The 18,107-nt window shown below is 71.5% G+C and carries 18 protein-coding genes; 4 read left to right on the top strand and 14 right to left on the bottom strand.

What is annotated here, in order from left to right; translation table 11 throughout:
• Positions 1 to 5 precede the first annotated feature (5 nt).
• The 12 genes from nuoK to ABZ135_RS01720 form a co-directional block, all read right to left on the bottom strand.
• Positions 6 to 305 (bottom strand): NADH-quinone oxidoreductase subunit NuoK, encoded by a 300-nt coding sequence (gene nuoK, locus ABZ135_RS01775; protein ID WP_030214504.1) that lies wholly within the window; start codon positions 303 to 305, stop codon positions 6 to 8.
• Complete coding sequence (locus ABZ135_RS01770) at positions 302 to 1,195, bottom strand: NADH-quinone oxidoreductase subunit J (protein WP_356690750.1); 894 nt, start codon at positions 1,193 to 1,195, stop codon at positions 302 to 304. Before ABZ135_RS01770 ends, nuoK begins: the two co-directional genes overlap by 4 nt.
• Positions 1,192 to 1,809, bottom strand: coding sequence for an NADH-quinone oxidoreductase subunit NuoI (gene nuoI, locus ABZ135_RS01765; RefSeq protein ID WP_356690748.1), 618 nt, complete (start codon positions 1,807 to 1,809; stop codon positions 1,192 to 1,194). Before nuoI ends, ABZ135_RS01770 begins: the two co-directional genes overlap by 4 nt.
• Complete coding sequence (gene nuoH / locus ABZ135_RS01760) at positions 1,802 to 3,193, bottom strand: NADH-quinone oxidoreductase subunit NuoH (protein ID WP_356690746.1); 1,392 nt, start codon at positions 3,191 to 3,193, stop codon at positions 1,802 to 1,804. Before nuoH ends, nuoI begins: the two co-directional genes overlap by 8 nt.
• Positions 3,190 to 3,441, bottom strand: coding sequence for a hypothetical protein (locus ABZ135_RS01755; RefSeq protein ID WP_356690744.1), 252 nt, complete (start codon positions 3,439 to 3,441; stop codon positions 3,190 to 3,192). Before ABZ135_RS01755 ends, nuoH begins: the two co-directional genes overlap by 4 nt.
• Entirely contained in the window at positions 3,438 to 5,918 is a 2,481-nt protein-coding gene (locus ABZ135_RS01750) for an NADH-quinone oxidoreductase subunit G (RefSeq protein ID WP_356690742.1), read from the bottom strand. The genes ABZ135_RS01755 and ABZ135_RS01750 overlap by 4 nt, the downstream gene beginning before the upstream one ends.
• Positions 5,915 to 7,264, bottom strand: coding sequence for an NADH-quinone oxidoreductase subunit NuoF (gene nuoF / locus ABZ135_RS01745; protein WP_356690740.1), 1,350 nt, complete (start codon positions 7,262 to 7,264; stop codon positions 5,915 to 5,917). The genes ABZ135_RS01750 and nuoF overlap by 4 nt, the downstream gene beginning before the upstream one ends.
• Positions 7,264 to 8,001, bottom strand: coding sequence for an NADH-quinone oxidoreductase subunit NuoE (gene nuoE, locus ABZ135_RS01740; protein WP_356690738.1), 738 nt, complete (start codon positions 7,999 to 8,001; stop codon positions 7,264 to 7,266). Before nuoE ends, nuoF begins: the two co-directional genes overlap by 1 nt.
• The gene (locus tag ABZ135_RS01735) at positions 7,998 to 9,320 is read right to left on the bottom strand and encodes an NADH-quinone oxidoreductase subunit D (protein WP_356690736.1); all 1,323 of its coding nucleotides are present in this window, start codon (positions 9,318 to 9,320) and stop codon (positions 7,998 to 8,000) included. Before ABZ135_RS01735 ends, nuoE begins: the two co-directional genes overlap by 4 nt.
• Positions 9,317 to 10,048, bottom strand: a complete 732-nt coding sequence (locus tag ABZ135_RS01730; protein ID WP_356690734.1) for an NADH-quinone oxidoreductase subunit C — start codon at positions 10,046 to 10,048, stop codon at positions 9,317 to 9,319. Before ABZ135_RS01730 ends, ABZ135_RS01735 begins: the two co-directional genes overlap by 4 nt.
• 88 nt (positions 10,049 to 10,136) lie before the next feature.
• Positions 10,137 to 10,691, bottom strand: coding sequence for an NADH-quinone oxidoreductase subunit B (locus ABZ135_RS01725; protein WP_265863904.1), 555 nt, complete (start codon positions 10,689 to 10,691; stop codon positions 10,137 to 10,139).
• A 17-nt stretch (positions 10,692 to 10,708) separates the two neighbouring features.
• Positions 10,709 to 11,068, bottom strand: a complete 360-nt coding sequence (locus tag ABZ135_RS01720; RefSeq protein ID WP_003956195.1) for an NADH-quinone oxidoreductase subunit A — start codon at positions 11,066 to 11,068, stop codon at positions 10,709 to 10,711.
• Between the two features lie 678 nt (positions 11,069 to 11,746).
• Between ABZ135_RS01720 and ABZ135_RS01715 the strand changes: the two genes are divergently transcribed.
• The gene (locus ABZ135_RS01715) at positions 11,747 to 12,568 is read left to right on the top strand and encodes a C40 family peptidase (RefSeq protein ID WP_356690731.1); all 822 of its coding nucleotides are present in this window, start codon (positions 11,747 to 11,749) and stop codon (positions 12,566 to 12,568) included.
• Between the two features lie 75 nt (positions 12,569 to 12,643).
• On the opposite strand, the gene ABZ135_RS01710 is transcribed toward ABZ135_RS01715, so the two are convergent.
• Positions 12,644 to 13,516 carry an NAD(P)-binding domain-containing protein gene (locus tag ABZ135_RS01710; protein WP_356690729.1) on the bottom strand — a complete coding sequence of 291 codons (873 nt, stop codon included), beginning with the start codon at positions 13,514 to 13,516 and terminating at the stop codon, positions 12,644 to 12,646.
• 85 nt (positions 13,517 to 13,601) lie between these two features.
• Here ABZ135_RS01710 and ABZ135_RS01705 point away from each other — a divergent pair, with 85 nt between their 5' ends.
• Positions 13,602 to 14,579 (top strand): helix-turn-helix domain-containing protein, encoded by a 978-nt coding sequence (locus ABZ135_RS01705; RefSeq protein ID WP_356690727.1) that lies wholly within the window; start codon positions 13,602 to 13,604, stop codon positions 14,577 to 14,579.
• Here the strand turns inward: ABZ135_RS01705 and ABZ135_RS01700 are convergent.
• Complete coding sequence (locus ABZ135_RS01700; RefSeq protein WP_356690725.1) at positions 14,545 to 15,831, bottom strand: geranylgeranyl reductase family protein; 1,287 nt, start codon at positions 15,829 to 15,831, stop codon at positions 14,545 to 14,547. The two genes, ABZ135_RS01705 and ABZ135_RS01700, sit on opposite strands and share 35 nt — an antisense overlap.
• Positions 15,832 to 15,952: 121 nt before the next feature.
• Here ABZ135_RS01700 and ABZ135_RS01695 point away from each other — a divergent pair, with 121 nt between their 5' ends.
• Complete coding sequence (locus tag ABZ135_RS01695) at positions 15,953 to 16,714, top strand: peptidase inhibitor family I36 protein (protein WP_356690723.1); 762 nt, start codon at positions 15,953 to 15,955, stop codon at positions 16,712 to 16,714.
• Positions 16,711 to 18,093, top strand: a complete 1,383-nt coding sequence (locus ABZ135_RS01690) for a phosphodiester glycosidase family protein (RefSeq protein WP_356690721.1) — start codon at positions 16,711 to 16,713, stop codon at positions 18,091 to 18,093. Before ABZ135_RS01695 ends, ABZ135_RS01690 begins: the two co-directional genes overlap by 4 nt.
• Positions 18,094 to 18,107: the final 14 nt, after the last annotated feature.

Here is an 18,107-nt window from a genome sequence, read left to right as displayed (position 1 = left end):
GCCCCTCACAGCTTCATCAGGCTGGCGTCGTCGACCGAGGCCGAGTGACGGGCACGGAAGACGGACACGATGATCGCGAGTCCGACGACGACCTCCGCGGCGGCCACGACCATCGTGAAGAAGGCGATGATCTGGCCGTCGAGGTTGCCGTGCATGCGGGAGAAGGCGACGAACGCGAGGTTGCAGGCGTTGAGCATCAGCTCGACGCACATGAAGACGACGATCGCGTTCCGCCGGATCAGCACCCCGGCCGCGCCGATGGTGAACAGCAGGGCGGCGAGATACAGGTAGTTGACGGGATTCACCGGGTGGCCTCCTCTTCGTCCCGAGCCTCGTCCCGGGCCGTGTCCCGGCCGCGGTCCCGGACCTGGTCCCGGAGGTCGCGGACGTCCTCCCGCTCGCGGCCGAGGCGCTCCTCGGCGCGCTGCTCCAGGGCCTTGAGGTCGGCGAGCGCCTCCGTGGAGACGTCGCGGATCTGGCCGCGCTTGCGCAGGGTGGAGATGACGGTGAGCTCGGACGGGGTGCCGTCGGGCAGCAGACCGGCGATGTCCACCGCGTTGTGCCGGGCGTAGACGCCGGGCGCGGGGAGCGGCGGCAGGTGCTTGCCTTCGCGGACGCGCTGCTCGGACAGCTCGCGCTGGGTGCGGGCGCGTTCGGTGCGCTCGCGGTGGGTGAGGACCATGGCGCCGACGGCCGCCGTGATCAGGAGGGCGCCGGTGATCTCGAAGGCGAAGACGTATGTGGTGAAGACGAGGGCGGCGATGCCCTCGACGTTCCCGCCGTGGGCGGTGTTGGCCGCCCCGAGGCCGTTGAACTCGGTCAGCGCGGCCTGGCCGATGCCGGCGATCAGCAGGACGCCGAAGCCGAGCCCGCAGGCCGCCGCCCACCAGCGCTGTCCCTTGAGGGTCTCCTTGAGCGAGTCGGCGGCGGTGACGCCGACCAGCATGACCACGAAGAGGAACAGCATCATGATCGCGCCGGTGTAGACGACGATCTGGACGATGCCGAGGAAGTACGCGCCGTTGGCGAGGTAGAAGACCGCCAGGACGATCATGGTGCCGGCGAGGCAGAGCGCCGAGTGGACGGCCTTCCTCATGAGGATCGTGCACAGCGCGCCGACGACGGCCACCGTGCCGAGGATCCAGAACTGGACGGCCTCGCCGGTGGAGGTGAGGGAGGCGGCGAGCGCGCTCATCGGCCGATCACCTTCCCCGACGCCGGTTCGGTCTCGCCGAAGGTGGAGTCGCCCTCCTGCACCACCTCGCCCTTGGAGACGGCGACCTGACGGACGGTGTCGGGCGCCGCCCCGGTGACCACGCCCCGGTAGTAGTCCTGCTCGTCGGTGCCCGGGTAGAGGGCGTGCGGGGTGTCGACCATGCCCTCCTCCAGGCCCGCGAGCAACTGCTCCTTGGTGTAGATCAGGTTCTCGCGGGAGGAGTCGGCCAGCTCGAACTCGTTGGTCATCGTCAGCGCGCGCGTGGGGCACGCCTCGATGCACAGCCCGCACAGGATGCAGCGGGCGTAGTTGATCTGGTAGACGCGGCCGTACCGCTCGCCCGGGGAGTAGCGCTCCTCGTCGGTGTTGTCGGCGCCCTCCACGTAGATGGCGTCGGCGGGGCAGGCCCAGGCGCACAGTTCGCAGCCGACGCACTTCTCCAGGCCGTCGGGGTGACGGTTGAGCTGGTGCCGGCCGTGGAAGCGGGGCGCCGTGGTCTTCTGCTGCTCCGGGTACTGCTCGGTCAGCCGCTTCTTGAACATGGCCTTGAAGGTCACGCCGAAGCCGGCCACCGGATTCTGGAAATCAGACACCGTCCGTCTCCTTTCCATCACTCGCAGTAGCAGTATCGGGGCCACCACTGACAATCAGCTCCCGCTCGTGGCGGGGCCGACGCCGCGGTACGGGCGGCAGGGACTGTCCGGGCTTGGGCGGTACGGGGAAGCCGCCGGCCATCGGGTCGAACGAGGTCTCGGACTCGGCCTCGGCCTCCGCCCCCTTCGCCTTCCGGTCGCGGAAGACGTCGGCGACGAAGGAGAGCAGCAGGATCGCGAGGACCGCGCCGGCGACGTACAGCACGATCGTCTGGAAGTCGTAGTTCTCGTTGCGCAGCGCCCGGACGGTGGCGACCAGCATCAGCCAGACCACGGAGACCGGGATGAGGACCTTCCAGCCGAGCTTCATGAGCTGGTCGTAGCGGACCCGGGGCAGGGTGCCGCGCAGCCAGATGAAGAAGAACAGCAGCAGTTGGACCTTGAGGACGAACCAGAGCATCGGCCACCAGCCGTGGTTCGCGCCCTCCCAGAAGGTGGAGATCGGGTACGGGGCCCGCCAGCCGCCCAGGAAGAGGGTCACGGACACGGCCGAGACGGTCACCATGTTCACGTACTCGGCGAGCATGAACATCGCGAACTTGATGGACGAGTACTCGGTGTTGAAGCCGCCGACGAGGTCGCCCTCGGACTCCGGCATGTCGAAGGGGGCGCGGTTGGTCTCGCCCACCATGGTGACGACGTAGATGATGAAGGAGACCGGCAGCAGCACGATGTACCAGCGGTCGGCCTGCGCCTCCACGATCGCCGAGGTCGACATCGACCCGGAGTAGAGGAAGACCGAGGCGAAGGCGGCGCCCATCGCGATCTCGTAGGAGATCATCTGCGCGCAGGAGCGCAGTCCGCCGAGCAGCGGGTACGTCGATCCGGAGGACCAGCCGGCGAGGACGATGCCGTAGATGCCGACGGAGGCGACCGCGAGGACGTACAGCATCGCGATCGGCAGGTCGGTGAGCTGCATCGCCGTGCGGTGCCCGAAGATCGACACCTCGTTGCCGGCCGGGCCGAACGGGATCACCGCGATCGCCATGAAGGCGGGGATGGCGGCAACGATCGGGGCCAGCACGTAGACGACCTTGTCGGCCCGGCGGACGATGACGTCCTCCTTCAGCATCAGCTTGATGCCGTCGGCGAGCGACTGGAGCATGCCCCAGGGGCCGTGCCGGTTGGGTCCGACGCGGAGCTGCATCCAGGCGACGACCTTGCGCTCCCACACGATGGAGAAGAGCACGGTCACCATCAGGAAGGCGAAGCAGAAGACCGCCTTGATCGCGACGAGCCACCAGGGGTCCGTGCCGAACATCGACAGGTCCTCGGCGGCGAGGACGCTGCGCTGTGCGGCGTCGAGTGCAGCGAGGGCGGTCATGCACGCACCTCCGGTACGGGGAGGGCCGGACCTGCGGCCGGCCGGACGACGTGGGCGCCGGAGCCGCGCGAGCCCGTCGCGCGGTGCGCGACGGCCGGGGCGGCACCCGGCCGGGGACCGCCGGCCACGCGCGGCGAAACCGCGGCGAGCAGGCGGACGCCGGAGCCGACGGGCTGCGCGGCCAGAGGCCCGCACGCCATGCGGCCCTCCGCCGGCAGGGAGGCGCGGCGGGGCGCGATGCCGGTCATGTCGCCACCTCCTTCGAGGTGGCCGGGCCGATGCGGACCAGGTCGCCGGGGTGGGCGCCGGTGTCGGTGAGGACGCCGTGGCCCGTGGAGTTCAGCGGGAGCCAGACCACGCGGTCGGGCATCTCGGTGATCGCCAGGGGGAGTTCGGTGCTGCCGGACGGGCCGGTGACGGCGAGGAGGTCGCCGTCCTTGACGCCGGTGGCGGCGGCGGTGGCGGCCGACAGCCGGGCGACGGCGGCGTGCCGGGTGCCGGCCAGGGCCTCGTCGCCCTCCTGGAGGCGGCCCAGGTCGAGCAGCAGCCGGTGTCCGGCGAGGACGGCCTCGCCGTCGGCCGCGCGGGGCGCGGGCTGGCCGGGTTCGGCCGGCTCGCCGGCCCGCTCGCCGGTCCAGCCGCCGAGCCGGTCCAGCTCGCGCCGCACGGACCGCAGGTCGGGCAGCGCGAGATGGGCGTCGAGGGCGTCGGCCAGCATGTGCAGGACGCGGGCGTCGGTCGGGGCGAGCGGCCGGGTCATCTGCTCCGGCTTCAGCGCGGCCTCGAACATCCGGGCCCTGCCCTCCCAGTTGAGGAAGGTGCCGGGCTTCTCCGCGACGGCGGCGACCGGCAGGACCACGTCGGCCCGCTCCGTGACCGCGCCGGGGCGCAGCTCCAGGGAGACGACGAAGGCCCGGTCGAGTGCCTCACGCGCGCGTGCCGGGTCCGGCAGGTCGTCGACGTCGACGCCGCCGACGAGCAGCGCGGCCAGCTCGCCGATGGCGGCCGCCTCGACGATCTGGCCGGTGTCGCGGCCGTAACCGTGCGGGAGTTCGCGCACGCCCCAGACGGCGGCGACCTCCTCGCGGGCCCGCGGGTCGGTCGCGGGCCGCCCGCCGGGCAGCAGCGACGGGATGGCGCCCGCCTCGACGGCGCCGCGCTCACCGGCCCGGCGCGGGATCCACACCAGTCGCGCGCCGGTGGCGGTCGCGGCCCGCACGGCGGCGGTCAGCGCGCCCGGCACCCCGGCGAGCCGCTCGCCGACGACGATCACCGCGCCCTCCTGGCGCAGCGCCTCGGCGGCGGCGAGACCGTCCTCGGAGAGGCCGACTCGGGAGGTGAGGGCGTCCAGCCACTCGGTCTCGGTGCCGGGAGCGGCGGCGAGCAGGGTGCCGCCGGCCTTCTCCAGGCCGCGGGTGGCGTAGGCGGCGACGGCGAAGGTCTTCTGGCCCTTCTTGCGCCACGCCTTGCGCAGCCGCAGGAAGACGCCGGGCGCCTCCTCCTCGGCCTCCAGGCCGACGAGGAGCACGGCGGGGGCCGCCTCCAGTGCCGTGTACGTGACCCCGGCCCCGTCCAGGTCGCGTCCCCGCCCGGCGACGACGGAGGCCAGGAAGTCGGCCTCCTCGCCGGAGTGGACGCGGGCCCGGAAGTCGACGTCGTTGGTGTCGAGGGCGACCCGCGCGAACTTGGCGTACGCGTAGGAGTCCTCGACGGTCAGCCGGCCGCCGGCCAGGACGCCGGTGCGCCCGCGGACCAGGCCGCGGGCCGCGGCCTCCAGGGCCTCGGGCCACGAGGCCGGTTCGAGCACGCCGAGCTCGTTGCGGACGAGCGGGGTCGTGAGCCGGTCACGCTGCTGCGCGTACCGGAACGCGAACCGCCCCTTGTCGCAGATCCACTCCTCGTTGACCTCGGGGTCCTCGGCGGCGAGCCGCCGCATGACCTTGCCGCGCCGGTGGTCGGTGCGGGTCGCGCAGCCGCCCGCGCAGTGCTCGCAGACGCTCGGCGAGGACACCAGGTCGAAGGGCCGGGAGCGGAAGCGGTAGGCGGCCGAGGTGAGCGCGCCGACCGGGCAGATCTGGATGGTGTTGCCGGAGAAGTACGACTCGAAGGGGTCGCCCTCGCCGGTGCCGACCTGCTGGAGCGCGCCGCGCTCGATCAGCTCGATCATCGGGTCGCCGGCGACCTGGTTGGAGAAGCGGGTGCAGCGCGCGCACAGCACGCACCGCTCGCGGTCGAGCAGCACCTGGGTGGAGATGGCGACCGGCTTCTCGTACGTCCGCTTCACGCCCTCGAAGCGGGACTCGGCCTGCCCGTGGGACATCGCCTGGTTCTGCAGCGGGCACTCGCCGCCCTTGTCGCAGACCGGGCAGTCCAGCGGGTGGTTGATGAGCAGCAGCTCCATCACGCCGTGCTGGGCCTTCTCGGCCACGGGGCTGGTGAGCTGCGACTTCACCACCATGCCGTCGGTGCAGGTGATGGTGCAGGAGGCCATCGGCTTGCGCTGGCCCTCGACCTCGACGATGCACTGGCGGCAGGCGCCGGCGGGGTCGAGCAGCGGGTGGTCGCAGAAGCGGGGGATCTCGATGCCGAGCTGTTCGGCGGCGCGGATCACCAGGGTCCCCTTGGGGACGGAGACCTCGATGCCGTCGATCGTCAGGGTGACGAGGTCCTCCGGCGGAACCGCCGGGCTGCCGCCGCCGGCGGGGGTCGACGTGGTGACGGTCATGCGTTCACCTCCCGGTGCTTGTCCGCCCAGGCCGTCGACTTGGCGGGGTCGAAGGGGCAGCCCTTGCCCGTGATGTGCTGCTCGTACTCGTCGCGGAAGTACTTCAGCGAGGAGAAGATCGGCGAGGCGGCGCCGTCGCCGAGGGCGCAGAAGGACTTGCCGTTGATGTTGTCGGCGATGTCGTTCAGCTTGTCGAGGTCGGACATCACGCCCTTGCCGGCCTCGATGTCGCGGAGCAACTGGACGAGCCAGTAGGTGCCCTCGCGGCAGGGCGTGCACTTGCCGCAGGACTCGTGGGCGTAGAACTCGGTCCAGCGGGTGACGGCCCGGACCACGCAGGTGGTCTCGTCGAAGCACTGCAGCGCCTTGGTGCCGAGCATGGACCCGGCGGCGCCGACGCCCTCGTAGTCGAGCGGGACGTCGAGGTGCTCCTCGGTGAACATCGGGGTGGAGGAGCCGCCGGGGGTCCAGAACTTGAGCCGGTGGCCGGGCCGCATCCCGCCGCTCATGTCGAGGAGCTGGCGCAGGGTGATGCCGAGCGGGGCCTCGTACTGGCCGGGCGAGGCGACGTGGCCGCTGAGCGAGTAGAGCGTGAAGCCCGGGGACTTCTCGCTGCCCATGGACGTGAACCAGTCCTTGCCCTTGTTGAGGATCGCGGGAACGGAGGCGATGGACTCGACGTTGTTCACGACGGTGGGGCAGGCGTACAGACCGGCGACCGCGGGGAAGGGGGGTCGCAGCCGGGGCTGGCCGCGCCGTCCTTCGAGCGAGTCGAGCAGGGCGGTCTCCTCGCCGCAGATGTACGCGCCGGCGCCGGCGTGCACGGTGAGTTCGACGTCGAGCCCGCTGCCGAGGACGTTCCGGCCCAGGTATCCGGCGTCGTACGCCTCCTTCACCGCGTGGTGCAGGCGGCGCAGGACGGGGACGACCTCGCCGCGCAGGTAGATGAAGGCGTGGCTGGAGCGGATCGCGTAGCAGGCGATCACGATGCCCTCGATGAGCGAGTGCGGGTTGGCGAAGAGGAGCGGGATGTCCTTGCAGGTGCCGGGCTCGGACTCGTCGGCGTTGACGACGAGGTAGTGCGGCTTGCCGTCGCCCTGCGGAATGAACTGCCACTTCATTCCGGTGGGGAAGCCGGCGCCGCCGCGGCCGCGCAGACCGGAGTCCTTGACGTACGCGATGAGTTCGTCGGGTGACATCGCGAGGGCCTTGCGCAGGCCCTCGTAGCCCTCGTGCCGCCGGTAGGTCTCCAGGGTCCAGGAGTCCGGCTGGTCCCAGAAGGCGGACAGAACGGGTGCGAGCAGCTTCTCGGGGCTGCTGTTGTTGATCTCGGCTGCCAAGGTCATCACTCCCCCTCCCCACTGGCCGATTCGCCGCGCGGGTGGACGATCTTGTGGTGCGGGGTCTCGCCCTTGGCCAGCCGCAGCCCGACGAGCGAGGCCGGGCCGGCCCCTCCGGTGGCCTCGACGGCCCCCTCGCGCTCGTCGGGGAAGCCCGCCAGGATGCGGGCGGTCTCCTTGAAGGTGCACAGCGGCGCGCCGCGGGTGGGTGCCACGGGACGGCCGGCCCGCAGGTCGTCGACGATCTGCTTGGCCGACTCGGGCGTCTGGTTGTCGAAGAACTCCCAGTTGACCATCACGACCGGGGCGAAGTCGCAGGCCGCGTTGCACTCGATGTGCTCCAGGGTGACCTTGCCGTCCGGGGTGGTCTCGTTGTTGCCGACGCCGAGGTGCTCCTTGAGCTCCTCGAAGATGGCGTCGCCGCCCATGACCGCGCACAGGGTGTTGGTGCAGACGCCGACCTGGTAGTCACCGGAGGGCCGGCGGCGGTACATGCTGTAGAAGGTGGCGACGGCGGTGACCTCGGCGGTGGTCAGGCCGAGCATGTCGGCGCAGAACCGCATGCCGGTACGGGTGACGTACCCCTCCTCCGCCTGCACGAGGTGCAGCATCGGCAGGAGCGCGGAGCGGGACCCCGGGTAGCGGTCGATGATCGCCCGCGCGTCGGCTTCGAGCCGGGCGCGGACCTCGGCCGGGTAGTCGGGGGCCGGCAGCTCCGGCATCCCGAGCTGGATGTCCGTCATCGGTCGACACCTCCCATCACGGGGTCGATGGAGGCGACGGCGACGATGACGTCGGCGACCTGGCCGCCTTCGCACATCGCGGCCATGGCCTGGAGGTTGGTGAAGGACGGGTCGCGGAAGTGGACCCGGTAGGGGCGGGTGCCGCCGTCGGAGACGACGTGGACGCCGAGCTCGCCCTTGGGCGACTCGACGGCCGTGTACGCCTGTCCGGCGGGGACCCGGAAGCCCTCGGTGACCAGCTTGAAGTGGTGGATCAGGGCCTCCATGGAGGTGCCCATGATCTTCTTGATGTGGTCGAGGGAGTTGCCGAGGCCGTCGGGGCCGAGGGCGAGCTGGGCGGGCCAGGCGATCTTCTTGTCGCCGACCATGACCGGGCCGGGCTCCAGGCGGTCGAGGCACTGCTCGACGATCCGCAGCGACTGGCGCATCTCCTCCAGGCGGACGAGGAAGCGGCCGTAGGCGTCGCAGGTGTCGGCGGTGGGGACCTCGAAGTCGTAGGTCTCGTAGCCGCAGTACGGGTCGGTCTTGCGCAGGTCGTGCGGGAGCCCGGCCGAGCGCAGGATGGGGCCGGTGGCGCCCAGCGCCATGCAGCCGGTGAGGTCGAGGTAGCCGACGTCCTGCATGCGGGCCTTGAAGATGGGGTTGCCGGTGGCGAGCTTGTCGTACTCCGGCAGGTTCTTCTTCATGGTCTTCACGAACTCGCGCACGGCGTCGACGGCGCCGGGCGGGAGGTCCTGGGCGAGGCCGCCGGGGCGGATGAACGCGTGGTTCATGCGCAGGCCGGTGATCAGCTCGTACAGGTCCAGGATCATCTCGCGGTCCCGGAAGCCGTAGATCATGATCGTGGTGGCGCCGAGCTCCATGCCGCCGGTGGCGATGCAGACCAGGTGCGAGGAGAGCCGGTTGAGCTCCATCAGCAGGACGCGGATGATGCTCGCCCGGTCCGGGATCTGGTCGGTGATGCCGAGCAGCTTCTCCACGCCGAGGCAGTACGCCGTCTCGTTGTAGAACGAGGTGAGGTAGTCCATGCGGGTGACGAAGGTGGTGCCCTGCGTCCAGGTCCGGTATTCGAGGTTCTTCTCGATGCCGGTGTGGAGGTAGCCGATGCCGCAGCGGGCCTCGGTGACGGTCTCGCCGTCGATCTCCAGGATGAGCCGGAGCACGCCGTGGGTGGACGGGTGCTGGGGGCCCATGTTGACGACGATGCGCTCGTCGTCGGCCTTGGCGGCGGACCGGACGACCTCGTCCCAGTCGCCGCCGGTGACCGTGTAGACGGTGCCTTCGGTCGTCTCACGCGCGCTTGCAGAAGGGGTGGTCACGAGTACGACCTCCGCTGGTCCGGAGCCGGGATCTGGGCGCCCTTGTACTCGACGGCGATGCCGCCGAGGGGGTAGTCCTTGCGCTGCGGGTGGCCCTGCCAGTCGTCCGGCATCATGATCCGGGTGAGGGCGGGGTGGCCGTCGAAGACGAGACCGAAGAAGTCGTAGGTCTCGCGCTCGTGCCAGTCGTTGGTCGGATAGACCCCGACGAGGGACGGCACGTGCGGGTCGCTGTCGGGGGCCGAGACCTCCAGGCGGATCAGCCGGCCGTGGGTGAGCGAGCGCAGGTGGTAGACGGCGTGCAGCTCGCGGCCCTTGTCGCCCGGGTAGTGGACGCCGGAGACGCCCGTACAGAGCTCGAAGCGCAGGGCGGGGTCGTCGCGCAGGGTGCGGGCGACCCGGACGAGGTGCTCGCGCTCGATGTGGAAGGTGAGCTCCCCGCGGTCGACGACGGTCTTCTCGATCGCGTTCTCGGGGAGGAGGCCCTGTTCCTCCAGGGCGCCTTCGAGCTCGTCGGCGACCTCGTCGAACCAGCCGCCGTAGGGGCGGGTGGCGGGCCCGGGCAGCCGGATCGAGCGGACGAGGCCGCCGTAGCCGGAGGTGTCGCCGCCGTCGTCGGCGCCGAACATGCCGCGCTGGACGCGGACCTCCTCGCCGTGCTCGCCGCGCTGGCCCGGCAGGTTCTGCGCGCTGAGGTCCTTCTCGGGGTTGGGGGTCTCGTCGCTCAACGTGCACACCCCTTCGCTTCTCCGCCCGCGCGGCGCAGAGCCTCGCGCATCGTCGTCGCCTGCGGCCTGGCGGCCACGCGTGCGTCGCTCACCTCAGCAGCCCCTTCATCTCGATCGTCGGCAGCGCCTTGAGCGCCGCCTCCTCCGCCTCGCGGGCCGCTTCCTTGGCGTTCACGCCGAGCTTGGAGCCCTGGATCTTCTGGTGGAGCTTGAGAATCGCGTCCATCAGCATCTCCGGGCGCGGCGGGCAACCCGGCAGATAGATGTCAACCGGAACAATGTGATCAACGCCCTGCACAATCGCGTAATTGTTGAACATTCCGCCTGAAGAGGCGCATACGCCCATCGAGATGACCCACTTGGGGTTCGGCATCTGGTCGTAGACCTGCCGCAGGACGGGCGCCATCTTCTGGCTGACGCGGCCGGCCACGATCATCAGGTCGGCCTGGCGCGGCGAGCCGCGGAAGACCTCCATGCCGAAGCGGGCCAGGTCGTAGCGGCCGGCTCCGGTGGTCATCATCTCGATGGCACAGCAGGCGAGGCCGAAGGTCGCGGGGAAGACGGATGCCTTCCGGACCCAGCCCGCGGCCTGTTCGACGGTCGTCAGCAGAAAACCGCTCGGCAGCTTCTCTTCGAGTCCCATGGGTGCTCCTCAGCCCCTCAGTCCCATTCCAGGCCGCCGCGCCGCCACACGTACGCGTAGGCGACGAAGACGGTGAGCACGAAGAGCAGCATCTCCACGAGCCCGAAAAGCCCCAGGGCGTCGAAGCTGACGGCCCAGGGGTAGAGGAAGACGATCTCGATGTCGAAGACGATGAAGAGCATCGCCGTCAGGTAGTACTTGATCGGGAAGCGACCGCCCCCGGCAGGCGTCGGCGTGGGCTCGATGCCGCACTCGTACGCCTCGAGTTTCGCCCTGTTGTACCGCTTTGGCCCGATGAGCGTGGCCATGACCACGGAGAAGATCGCAAACCCCGCTCCCAGGGCACCGAGCACGAGGATGGGCGCGTACGCATTCACGCTCCTCGCTCCTTCCAGTCGTCCTTGACCGTTGGACCGCACACCGGCTTCGCGTCGTCCTCATCCGGGTCTCCGAAGATCGCCACATGTGAGGCAGTTCACAAGCCGACTGCCGCGTATCTTAAGCCCGCCCCTCTGTGATCTGCGACACGGGGTACGCCAAGGACTTTGTGATCTCCACCACCTGACGAAGGATCATGAAGCCGGATGAGCGGTGATCTTGCCACGCGAAGCGCCCAGGTGATCACCAGATGTGACATCCGTATCGGAAATCGCTGGTCGGAGGGGTGTTGCACTATCAAGAGTTGGCCGCTACAGGCAAATTGGCACTGGAACGCGTACGAGTGATAAGGGAACCGGCCATCGCCCGGTCGGGGGTCCGGACGTACGGCGGTGGACGTGTGCGCGCGTTCACGAGCGCGGATGTGACCTGCACCACAGGAATCGAGGGCCGGGAAGAACGGGGCTTGGCCATCGACGTGAAGAGGTGGTAAGCGGCGGGCAATTCGGGCGTTTCATTGAAAACACATGATCAAGGCCCTGTTAAGCCGTGCCCGTTTTGCCCGTTACGGCGTCAATAAGGGTGCCAGAGAAGCGGATTCGAAGGTTCCGGACGTAACTGTGGCGCAACCCACGTTTCTTGAAGGGAACCGTGAAGCCCTGATAGCGGTTGTACTCATGTCCCAGACCGCTCACATACCCAGCCACCGGAAGCCCCGCCGCGGCGCCTCGAAGCTCGCGTTCCGGGCCGGAGTTGCCGGTGGCGTCTTCAGCACCATCGCGGTGGCCGGAGCCGCCGCCCCGGCGAACGCCGAGCCGGTGACCGAGACGACCCTCGAGATGCCCACCCTGGGCTCCCTCGACGCCGACCTCGCCGGCGCCGTCTCCGCCTCCGCCGAGGCGAGCCAGCAGGAGGCCCTGGACCAGCACCTCGCGGCCCAGGAGAAGGCGGCCCTCGAGAAGGCCGCCAAGGACGCCAAGAAGGCCAAGGCCGAGGCGGACCGCAAGGCCGAGGCCGAGAAGGCCGAGAAGGCCCGCGCCGAGGCCCGGGAGCGCGCCTCCCGCACCGCGGAGCGCACCTCCCTCTCCACGTCCTCCTACAGCGCCTCGGACAGCGGCTCCTCCAGCAGCTCCCGGGTCGCCACCGGCTCCGCCGCCGCCATCGTGGCCTTCGCCCGCGCCCAGGTCGGCGACGCCTACGTCTCCGGCGGCACCGGTCCCAACTCCTGGGACTGCTCCGGCCTCGTCCAGGCCGCCTACCGCCAGGCCGGCATCGACCTGCCGCGCGTCTCCAGCTCGCAGTCGAGCATGGGCACCTCCGTCTCCCTGAGCGACCTCCAGCCGGGCGACATCCTGTACTGGGGCAGCCGCAGCGGCTCGTACCACGTCGCCATCTACGTCGGCGGCGGCAAGTACGTCGGCGCGCAGAACCCCTCGACCGGTGTCGTCGAGCGCGACATGGACTGGGACCCGCCGTCGGGCGCCGTCCGGATCCTCTGATCCGCACCGGAACGAAGCGAAGGGCCGTCACTCCTCGGGGGAGCGACGGCCCTTCGCCCTGTTCACCCAGGGGCGCTACCGCCGGAAGGACTCGATGACCCTGGCGTAGCTGTCGCCACCGTGCCCGGCCGCCACCGCCTCCCGCATCAGCTCCAGATGCAGCCGCGGCAGCCGGTCGTCGACCCCCCGCTCCGCACCGGCGTGCAGCAGGTGGCCGATCGCCGCCACCTGGACGTCGATCGTGGCGTCGTCCCCCGGGTACGCGCCGGCGTCGATCTGCTCCGCGTAGCCGGTCATGAACCACGCGACCGTCCGCAGCCAGCGGACGGCGACCCCGGTGAACTCCTTCGCCGGTACGCCGTCGGCGCCGGTGAGCGCGGTGGCGTGCAGCCAGCCGCCGAAGACCGACCACATCAGGCCGAGCAGCCCCGCGTCGTACAGCGAGGCGAGGCCCGCGTCCGTGCCGAGGTCGACCGGGTCGCCGAGCACGGCGAGGGTCTCGCGGTGCGCGGCCAGCAGCTCGGGCGAGCCCGCGTACAGGATCATGTTGGCGCTGTCGCCGATGCCGGGCGGCGTGGTCATGATGCCGCCGTCGAGGTAACCGATCCCGTGGGCCGCCGCCCAGGCGGCCTCCTCGCGGGCCTGCTCGGGCGAGCTCGAGGTGAGGTTCACCAGGACCCGGCCGCGCAGCGCGTCCGCGACGGGGGCGAGGAGCTCGCGGACGGCCGCGTGGTCGAGGACGCAGACCACGACGAGCTCGCTCGCCGTGACCGCCTCGGCGACGCTCGCGGCGCTCCGGGCGCCCCGGGCGACCAGCGGAGCGGCCTTCTCCGGGGTGCGGTTGTGGACGGTGGTGGGGTGGCCGGCGGTGAGGAAGGCGTCGGCGAGGGCGCTGCCCATCCGGCCGAGCCCGATGACGGTGACGTGCTGCTTCGTGCTGTCGCTCATGCGCCCCACGCTCCCAGCGGCGCGAGGCCGCCGACAGCGGGTGAACCGCCCGCGGGCGCACGGTTCCTGCCATAGGCTCGCCGGCATGAGCGCAGGAGTGGTGGCCGTCGCCCTCGTCCCCGGCAAGACACCCGGGATCTCCCCCTGGGACCTCTACGAACTGTCCGTCGCCACCATGGTCTTCGGCATCCCGCACACCGACCTGGCCGACCCCTGGTACGCGCTGCGCGTCGTCGCCGGCCCCGGCCCGCAGAGCACGCACGGGCTCGACGGGCTCGCCGGCGCGGACACGGTCATCGTGCCGTCGGTGCCGGACGGTGTCGTCGAGGGCCGCGAGAGCCTGCCCGGCGATCTCGTCGAGGCCCTGCGGGCGGCGGCGGACGGCGGCGCCCGGATGGTGTCCATGTGCAGCGGGGCCTTCGCGCTCGCCGCCGCCGGACTGCTCGACGGCCGCCGGGCCACCCTCCACCGGGAGTACGCGCCCGCACTCGCCGCCCGCCACCCCCGTGTGGACGTCGACGCCTCGGTCCTCTACACCGACGAGGACACCGTGCTCACCGGCGCGGGCGCCGCCGCCGGCCTGGACCTGTGCCTGCACCTCGTCCGCAAGGACCTCGGCGCCACCGTCGCGGGCGCCCTCGCCCAGCGCCTGGTCGTCCCGGCCCCGCGGGCCGGCGACCGGCCCCAGTTCGTGGAGGCGCCGCTGCCGCCGGGCGGGCGGGACCTGCTCGGGCCCGCCCTCCAGTGGGCCCTGGAGCACCTGCACGAGCCGCTGACCGTCGACGGGCTGGCCCGCCGGGCCCGGATGAGCCCGCGCACCTTCCACCGCCGGGTGCGCGAGGCCCACGGCACCACACCGCTGCAGTGGCTGCTCCAGCAGCGGGTGGTGCGGGCGCAGGCGCTCCTGGAGTCGACCGATCTGCCGGTGGAGCGGATCGGCGAGGCGAGCGGACTGGGGTCGGCGGCGAACCTGCGCCGCCACTTCACCCGTGCCCTCGGGGTCTCGCCGACCGCCTACCGGCGTTCGTTCACGCCTTCGGTGCCACCTTCGACAGGCCGTTGATGATGCGGTCCATCGCGTCGCCGCCCGTCGGGTCGGTGAGGTTGGCCAGCATCTTCAGCGTGAACTTCATCAGCAGCGGGTGGGTCAGACCGCGCTGCGTCGCGACCTTCATGACCTTCGGGTTGCCGATGAGCTTCACGAAGGCGCGGCCGAGCGTGTAGTAGCCGCCGTAGGTGTCCTTCAGGATCCGCGGGTAGTTGCGCAGCGCCAGCTCGCGCTGGGCGGGGGTGGAGCGGGCGTGGGCCTGCACGATGACGTCGGCGGCGATCTGGCCGGACTCCATCGCGTAGGCGATGCCCTCGCCGTTGAACGGGTTGACCAGGCCGCCCGCGTCACCGACGAGCAGCAGGCCCTTGGTGTAGTGCGGCTGGCGGTTGAAGGCCATCGGCAGGGCCGCGCCGCGGATCGGCATCGTCATGTTGTCCGGGGTGAAGCCCCAGTCCTCCGGCATGGAGGCGCACCACGCCTTCAGGACCTCGCGCCAGTCCAGCTCGCGGAAGGCCGAGGACGAGTCGAGGATGCCGAGGCCCACGTTGGACGTGCCGTCGCCCATGCCGAAGATCCAGCCGTAGCCGGGCAGCAGACGGTCCTGCGGGCCGCGCCGGTCCCACAGCTCCAGCCAGGACTCCAGGTAGTCGTCCTCGTGGCGGGGCGTCGTGAAGTACGTCCGGACGGCGACGCCCATCGGACGGTCCTCACGCCGGTGCAGCCCCATCGCCAGGGACAGCCGGGTCGAGTTGCCGTCGGCGGCCACGACCAGCGGCGCGTGGAAGGTGACCTCGCGCTTCTCCTCGCCGAGCTTGGCGCGCACGCCGGTGATCCGGCCGGTGCGGTCGTCGATCAGCGGCGCCTGGACGTTGCAGCGCTCGTACAGCCGCGCCCCCGCCTTCTGCGCCTGACGGGCCAGCGTCTCGTCGAAGTCGTCGCGCTTGCGCACGAGTCCGTAGTCCGGATACGAGGCGAGGTCCGGCCAGTCGAGCTGGAGCCGCACACCGCCGCCGATGATCCGCAGGCCCTTGTTGCGCAGCCAGCCGGCCTCCTCGGAGATGTCGATGCCCATGGCGACGAGCTGCTTGGTGGCGCGCGGGGTGAGCCCGTCGCCGCAGACCTTCTCGCGCGGGAACGCGGTCTTCTCCAGGAGCAGGACGTCGAGTCCCGCCTTGGCCAGGTAGTACGCGGTGGTCGAGCCGGCCGGGCCCGCCCCGACGACGATCACATCTGCGCTGTGCTCGGAGAGGGGCTGCTCGGTCACGGCGGGGTCTCCCGAAGACTAGGGCGATAGGGGCGGTACGGACGTACGCACGTACCCGGGCAGTCTAGGGGGGCCCGTGTCGCACGCTCCGAAGGGCCACCCGGAGAGGAAGGATCGTCATATGACGATCATGCGAAGACACGGAGGACCCGTCCGCCGGCCGAGCGCGCTGATCACGGCGGTCCTCGCCCTCCTCGCCCTCCTCTGCTCGGCGTTCCTCGTGCTGCCCGCGAACGCCGACCCGCTGCCCTTCGACGACTGCCCCGCGCACACCCTGTGCCTCTACAGCGGCGCCGCCGGCACCGGCGAGCGGCGGGACTTCACCGACCGCCGGAACGCGGAGGCGTACGACGCGGCCTGGGACGACCGGACGCTGTCGGCCAGGAACAACACCCGGTACTGGGCCTGCCTGTACGTCGACGCCGGCTACGGCGGCCCGGTGCGGACCGTCGAGCCGGGCGGCTCCGGCGACTACGCCACCGGCGACCCCCGCTTCGTCCGCACCCTGAGCGCCCACAAGACGGTCCCGACCCGCGCCCTGTGCTTCACCGGCTACGAGCGCTGCCCCGACAACCGGGTCTGCACCTTCGCGAAGCCCCACGGGCGGGGCGCGATGACCGTGCACCTGCCCCGGACCGCAGGGGACGACCACGGCAGCAGCTACGGCCCCGAGGCCGCACCCCGGTCGGTCTTCAACCGCACCCGGCACGACGCCTGCTTCTACCCCCGGCCCACCTTCGACGGCACCTGGACCGACCCGAAGGACCGGAAGACCTACGGCGCCTACGTGGTGCTCCGCGGCGACCACACCACCGTGCCCGCCCCCTTCGCGGCCACCTTCCGCTCCCACGAGCTCGTCGACGGAACGGCGGAGTGCCAGTGACCACGCGCCACCGCCGTACCCTCGCGTCCCTCGTCGCCGCCCTCGGCGCCCTCGCCCTGACCACCTCGGCCGTCGCCGCGCCCCCCGCCGGGGAGCCGGCGAGCCCGCTCGCCCTCCGCTGGACCCCGGGCGCACCCGTCACCCTCGCCCCCGGCGTCACCCACACCACGTGGACCGAGACGATCCCCGACAACCGCACGGCGGGCCGCGTCCTCCAGGTCGTCGAGATCGACCCCGCCGCCGGCCCGGTCACGCTGGAGAGCTTCCTCGGCGCGAACGCCTCCGCGGCGGAGACCGTCGCCGACCAGCTCGCCGCCGTGTCCCCCGTCGCCGCCCGTCACCCGCACGCGGGCGTCAACGGCGGCCTGTTCCAGCGGGAGGCGGCCGGGACGGCGGCCGAGAGGATCGTGTACACCAGCGCCTCGGCCGTCGACGGGGTCCTGCACAGCGCCGGCTGCTGGAGCGGCGGCAAGGGCAGCACCGGAGCGGTCATCCAGTACGGCGTCCCGTACATCACCAAACTCCGCACGGAGATGAGGCTGACCGCGCCCACCGGCGAGACGATCCGGATCGACGACGTCAACCGGAGCCCCGGCCGCGCCCCGCACTGCGCGCGCGACGAGCGCGACACCAAGGTCAGCTCGGACCCGGCCGTCTACTCCGACCCGGACGAGATCGTCCTGTTCACCGACGACTACGGCGCCACCGTCCCCGCACCGGGCACGGACCCCACCGGCGCCGCCACCACCGACCGGGGCTTCGAGGTCGTCCTCGACGCGCACGGCGTCGTCACCGACGCCCACGAGGGCCGCGGCGGCATCCGGGTCCCGGCCGGCGGCCGCGTCCTCCAGGGCATCGGCACCGGGGCCGCGTGGCTGCGCACCCGGTTCGTCCGCGACGACCGGGCGGTGATCGGCACGAGGCTGCGGGACATGACGAGGGAGCGGGACATCCCGCTGGACGCCTCGGTCGACGTCGTGAGCGCCTTCCACCAACTGCTGCGCGACGGCGAGATCCCCGCCGAACTGCCCGACGCGTGCAGCGGCACGGAGACGGGCGCCGACGGCACCACCCGCGTCTGCACCGACTCGCGGACGGCCCTCGGCACCGACGACGAGGGCCACCCGGTGCTCGTCACCCTCACCGGCCGGGCGAACGAGGACGGCGACTACCTGCGCTCCTTCGCCGAGCTCCTCGACTCCCGGGAACTCGGCCTGGTCGACGTGCTCAACCTCGACGGCGGCGGCTCGACCACGCTCGTGACCGGCACGCGGGTGCGGACGCCCCCGACGGACACCGAGGGCGGCGTGAAGGTGCACCGCAAGGTCGCGGACGCGGTGTACACCGGCGTCGGCGGCTACGGCCTGCCCGCGGCGTAGCCGCGCCGCCGGGC

It is taken from the genome of Streptomyces sp. NPDC006339, assembly GCF_040612775.1.
Classification (GTDB): domain Bacteria; phylum Actinomycetota; class Actinomycetes; order Streptomycetales; family Streptomycetaceae; genus Streptomyces.
The sequence above is the reverse complement of the archived record's forward strand: the minus strand, read 5'-3'. Positions and strand labels throughout refer to the sequence as shown.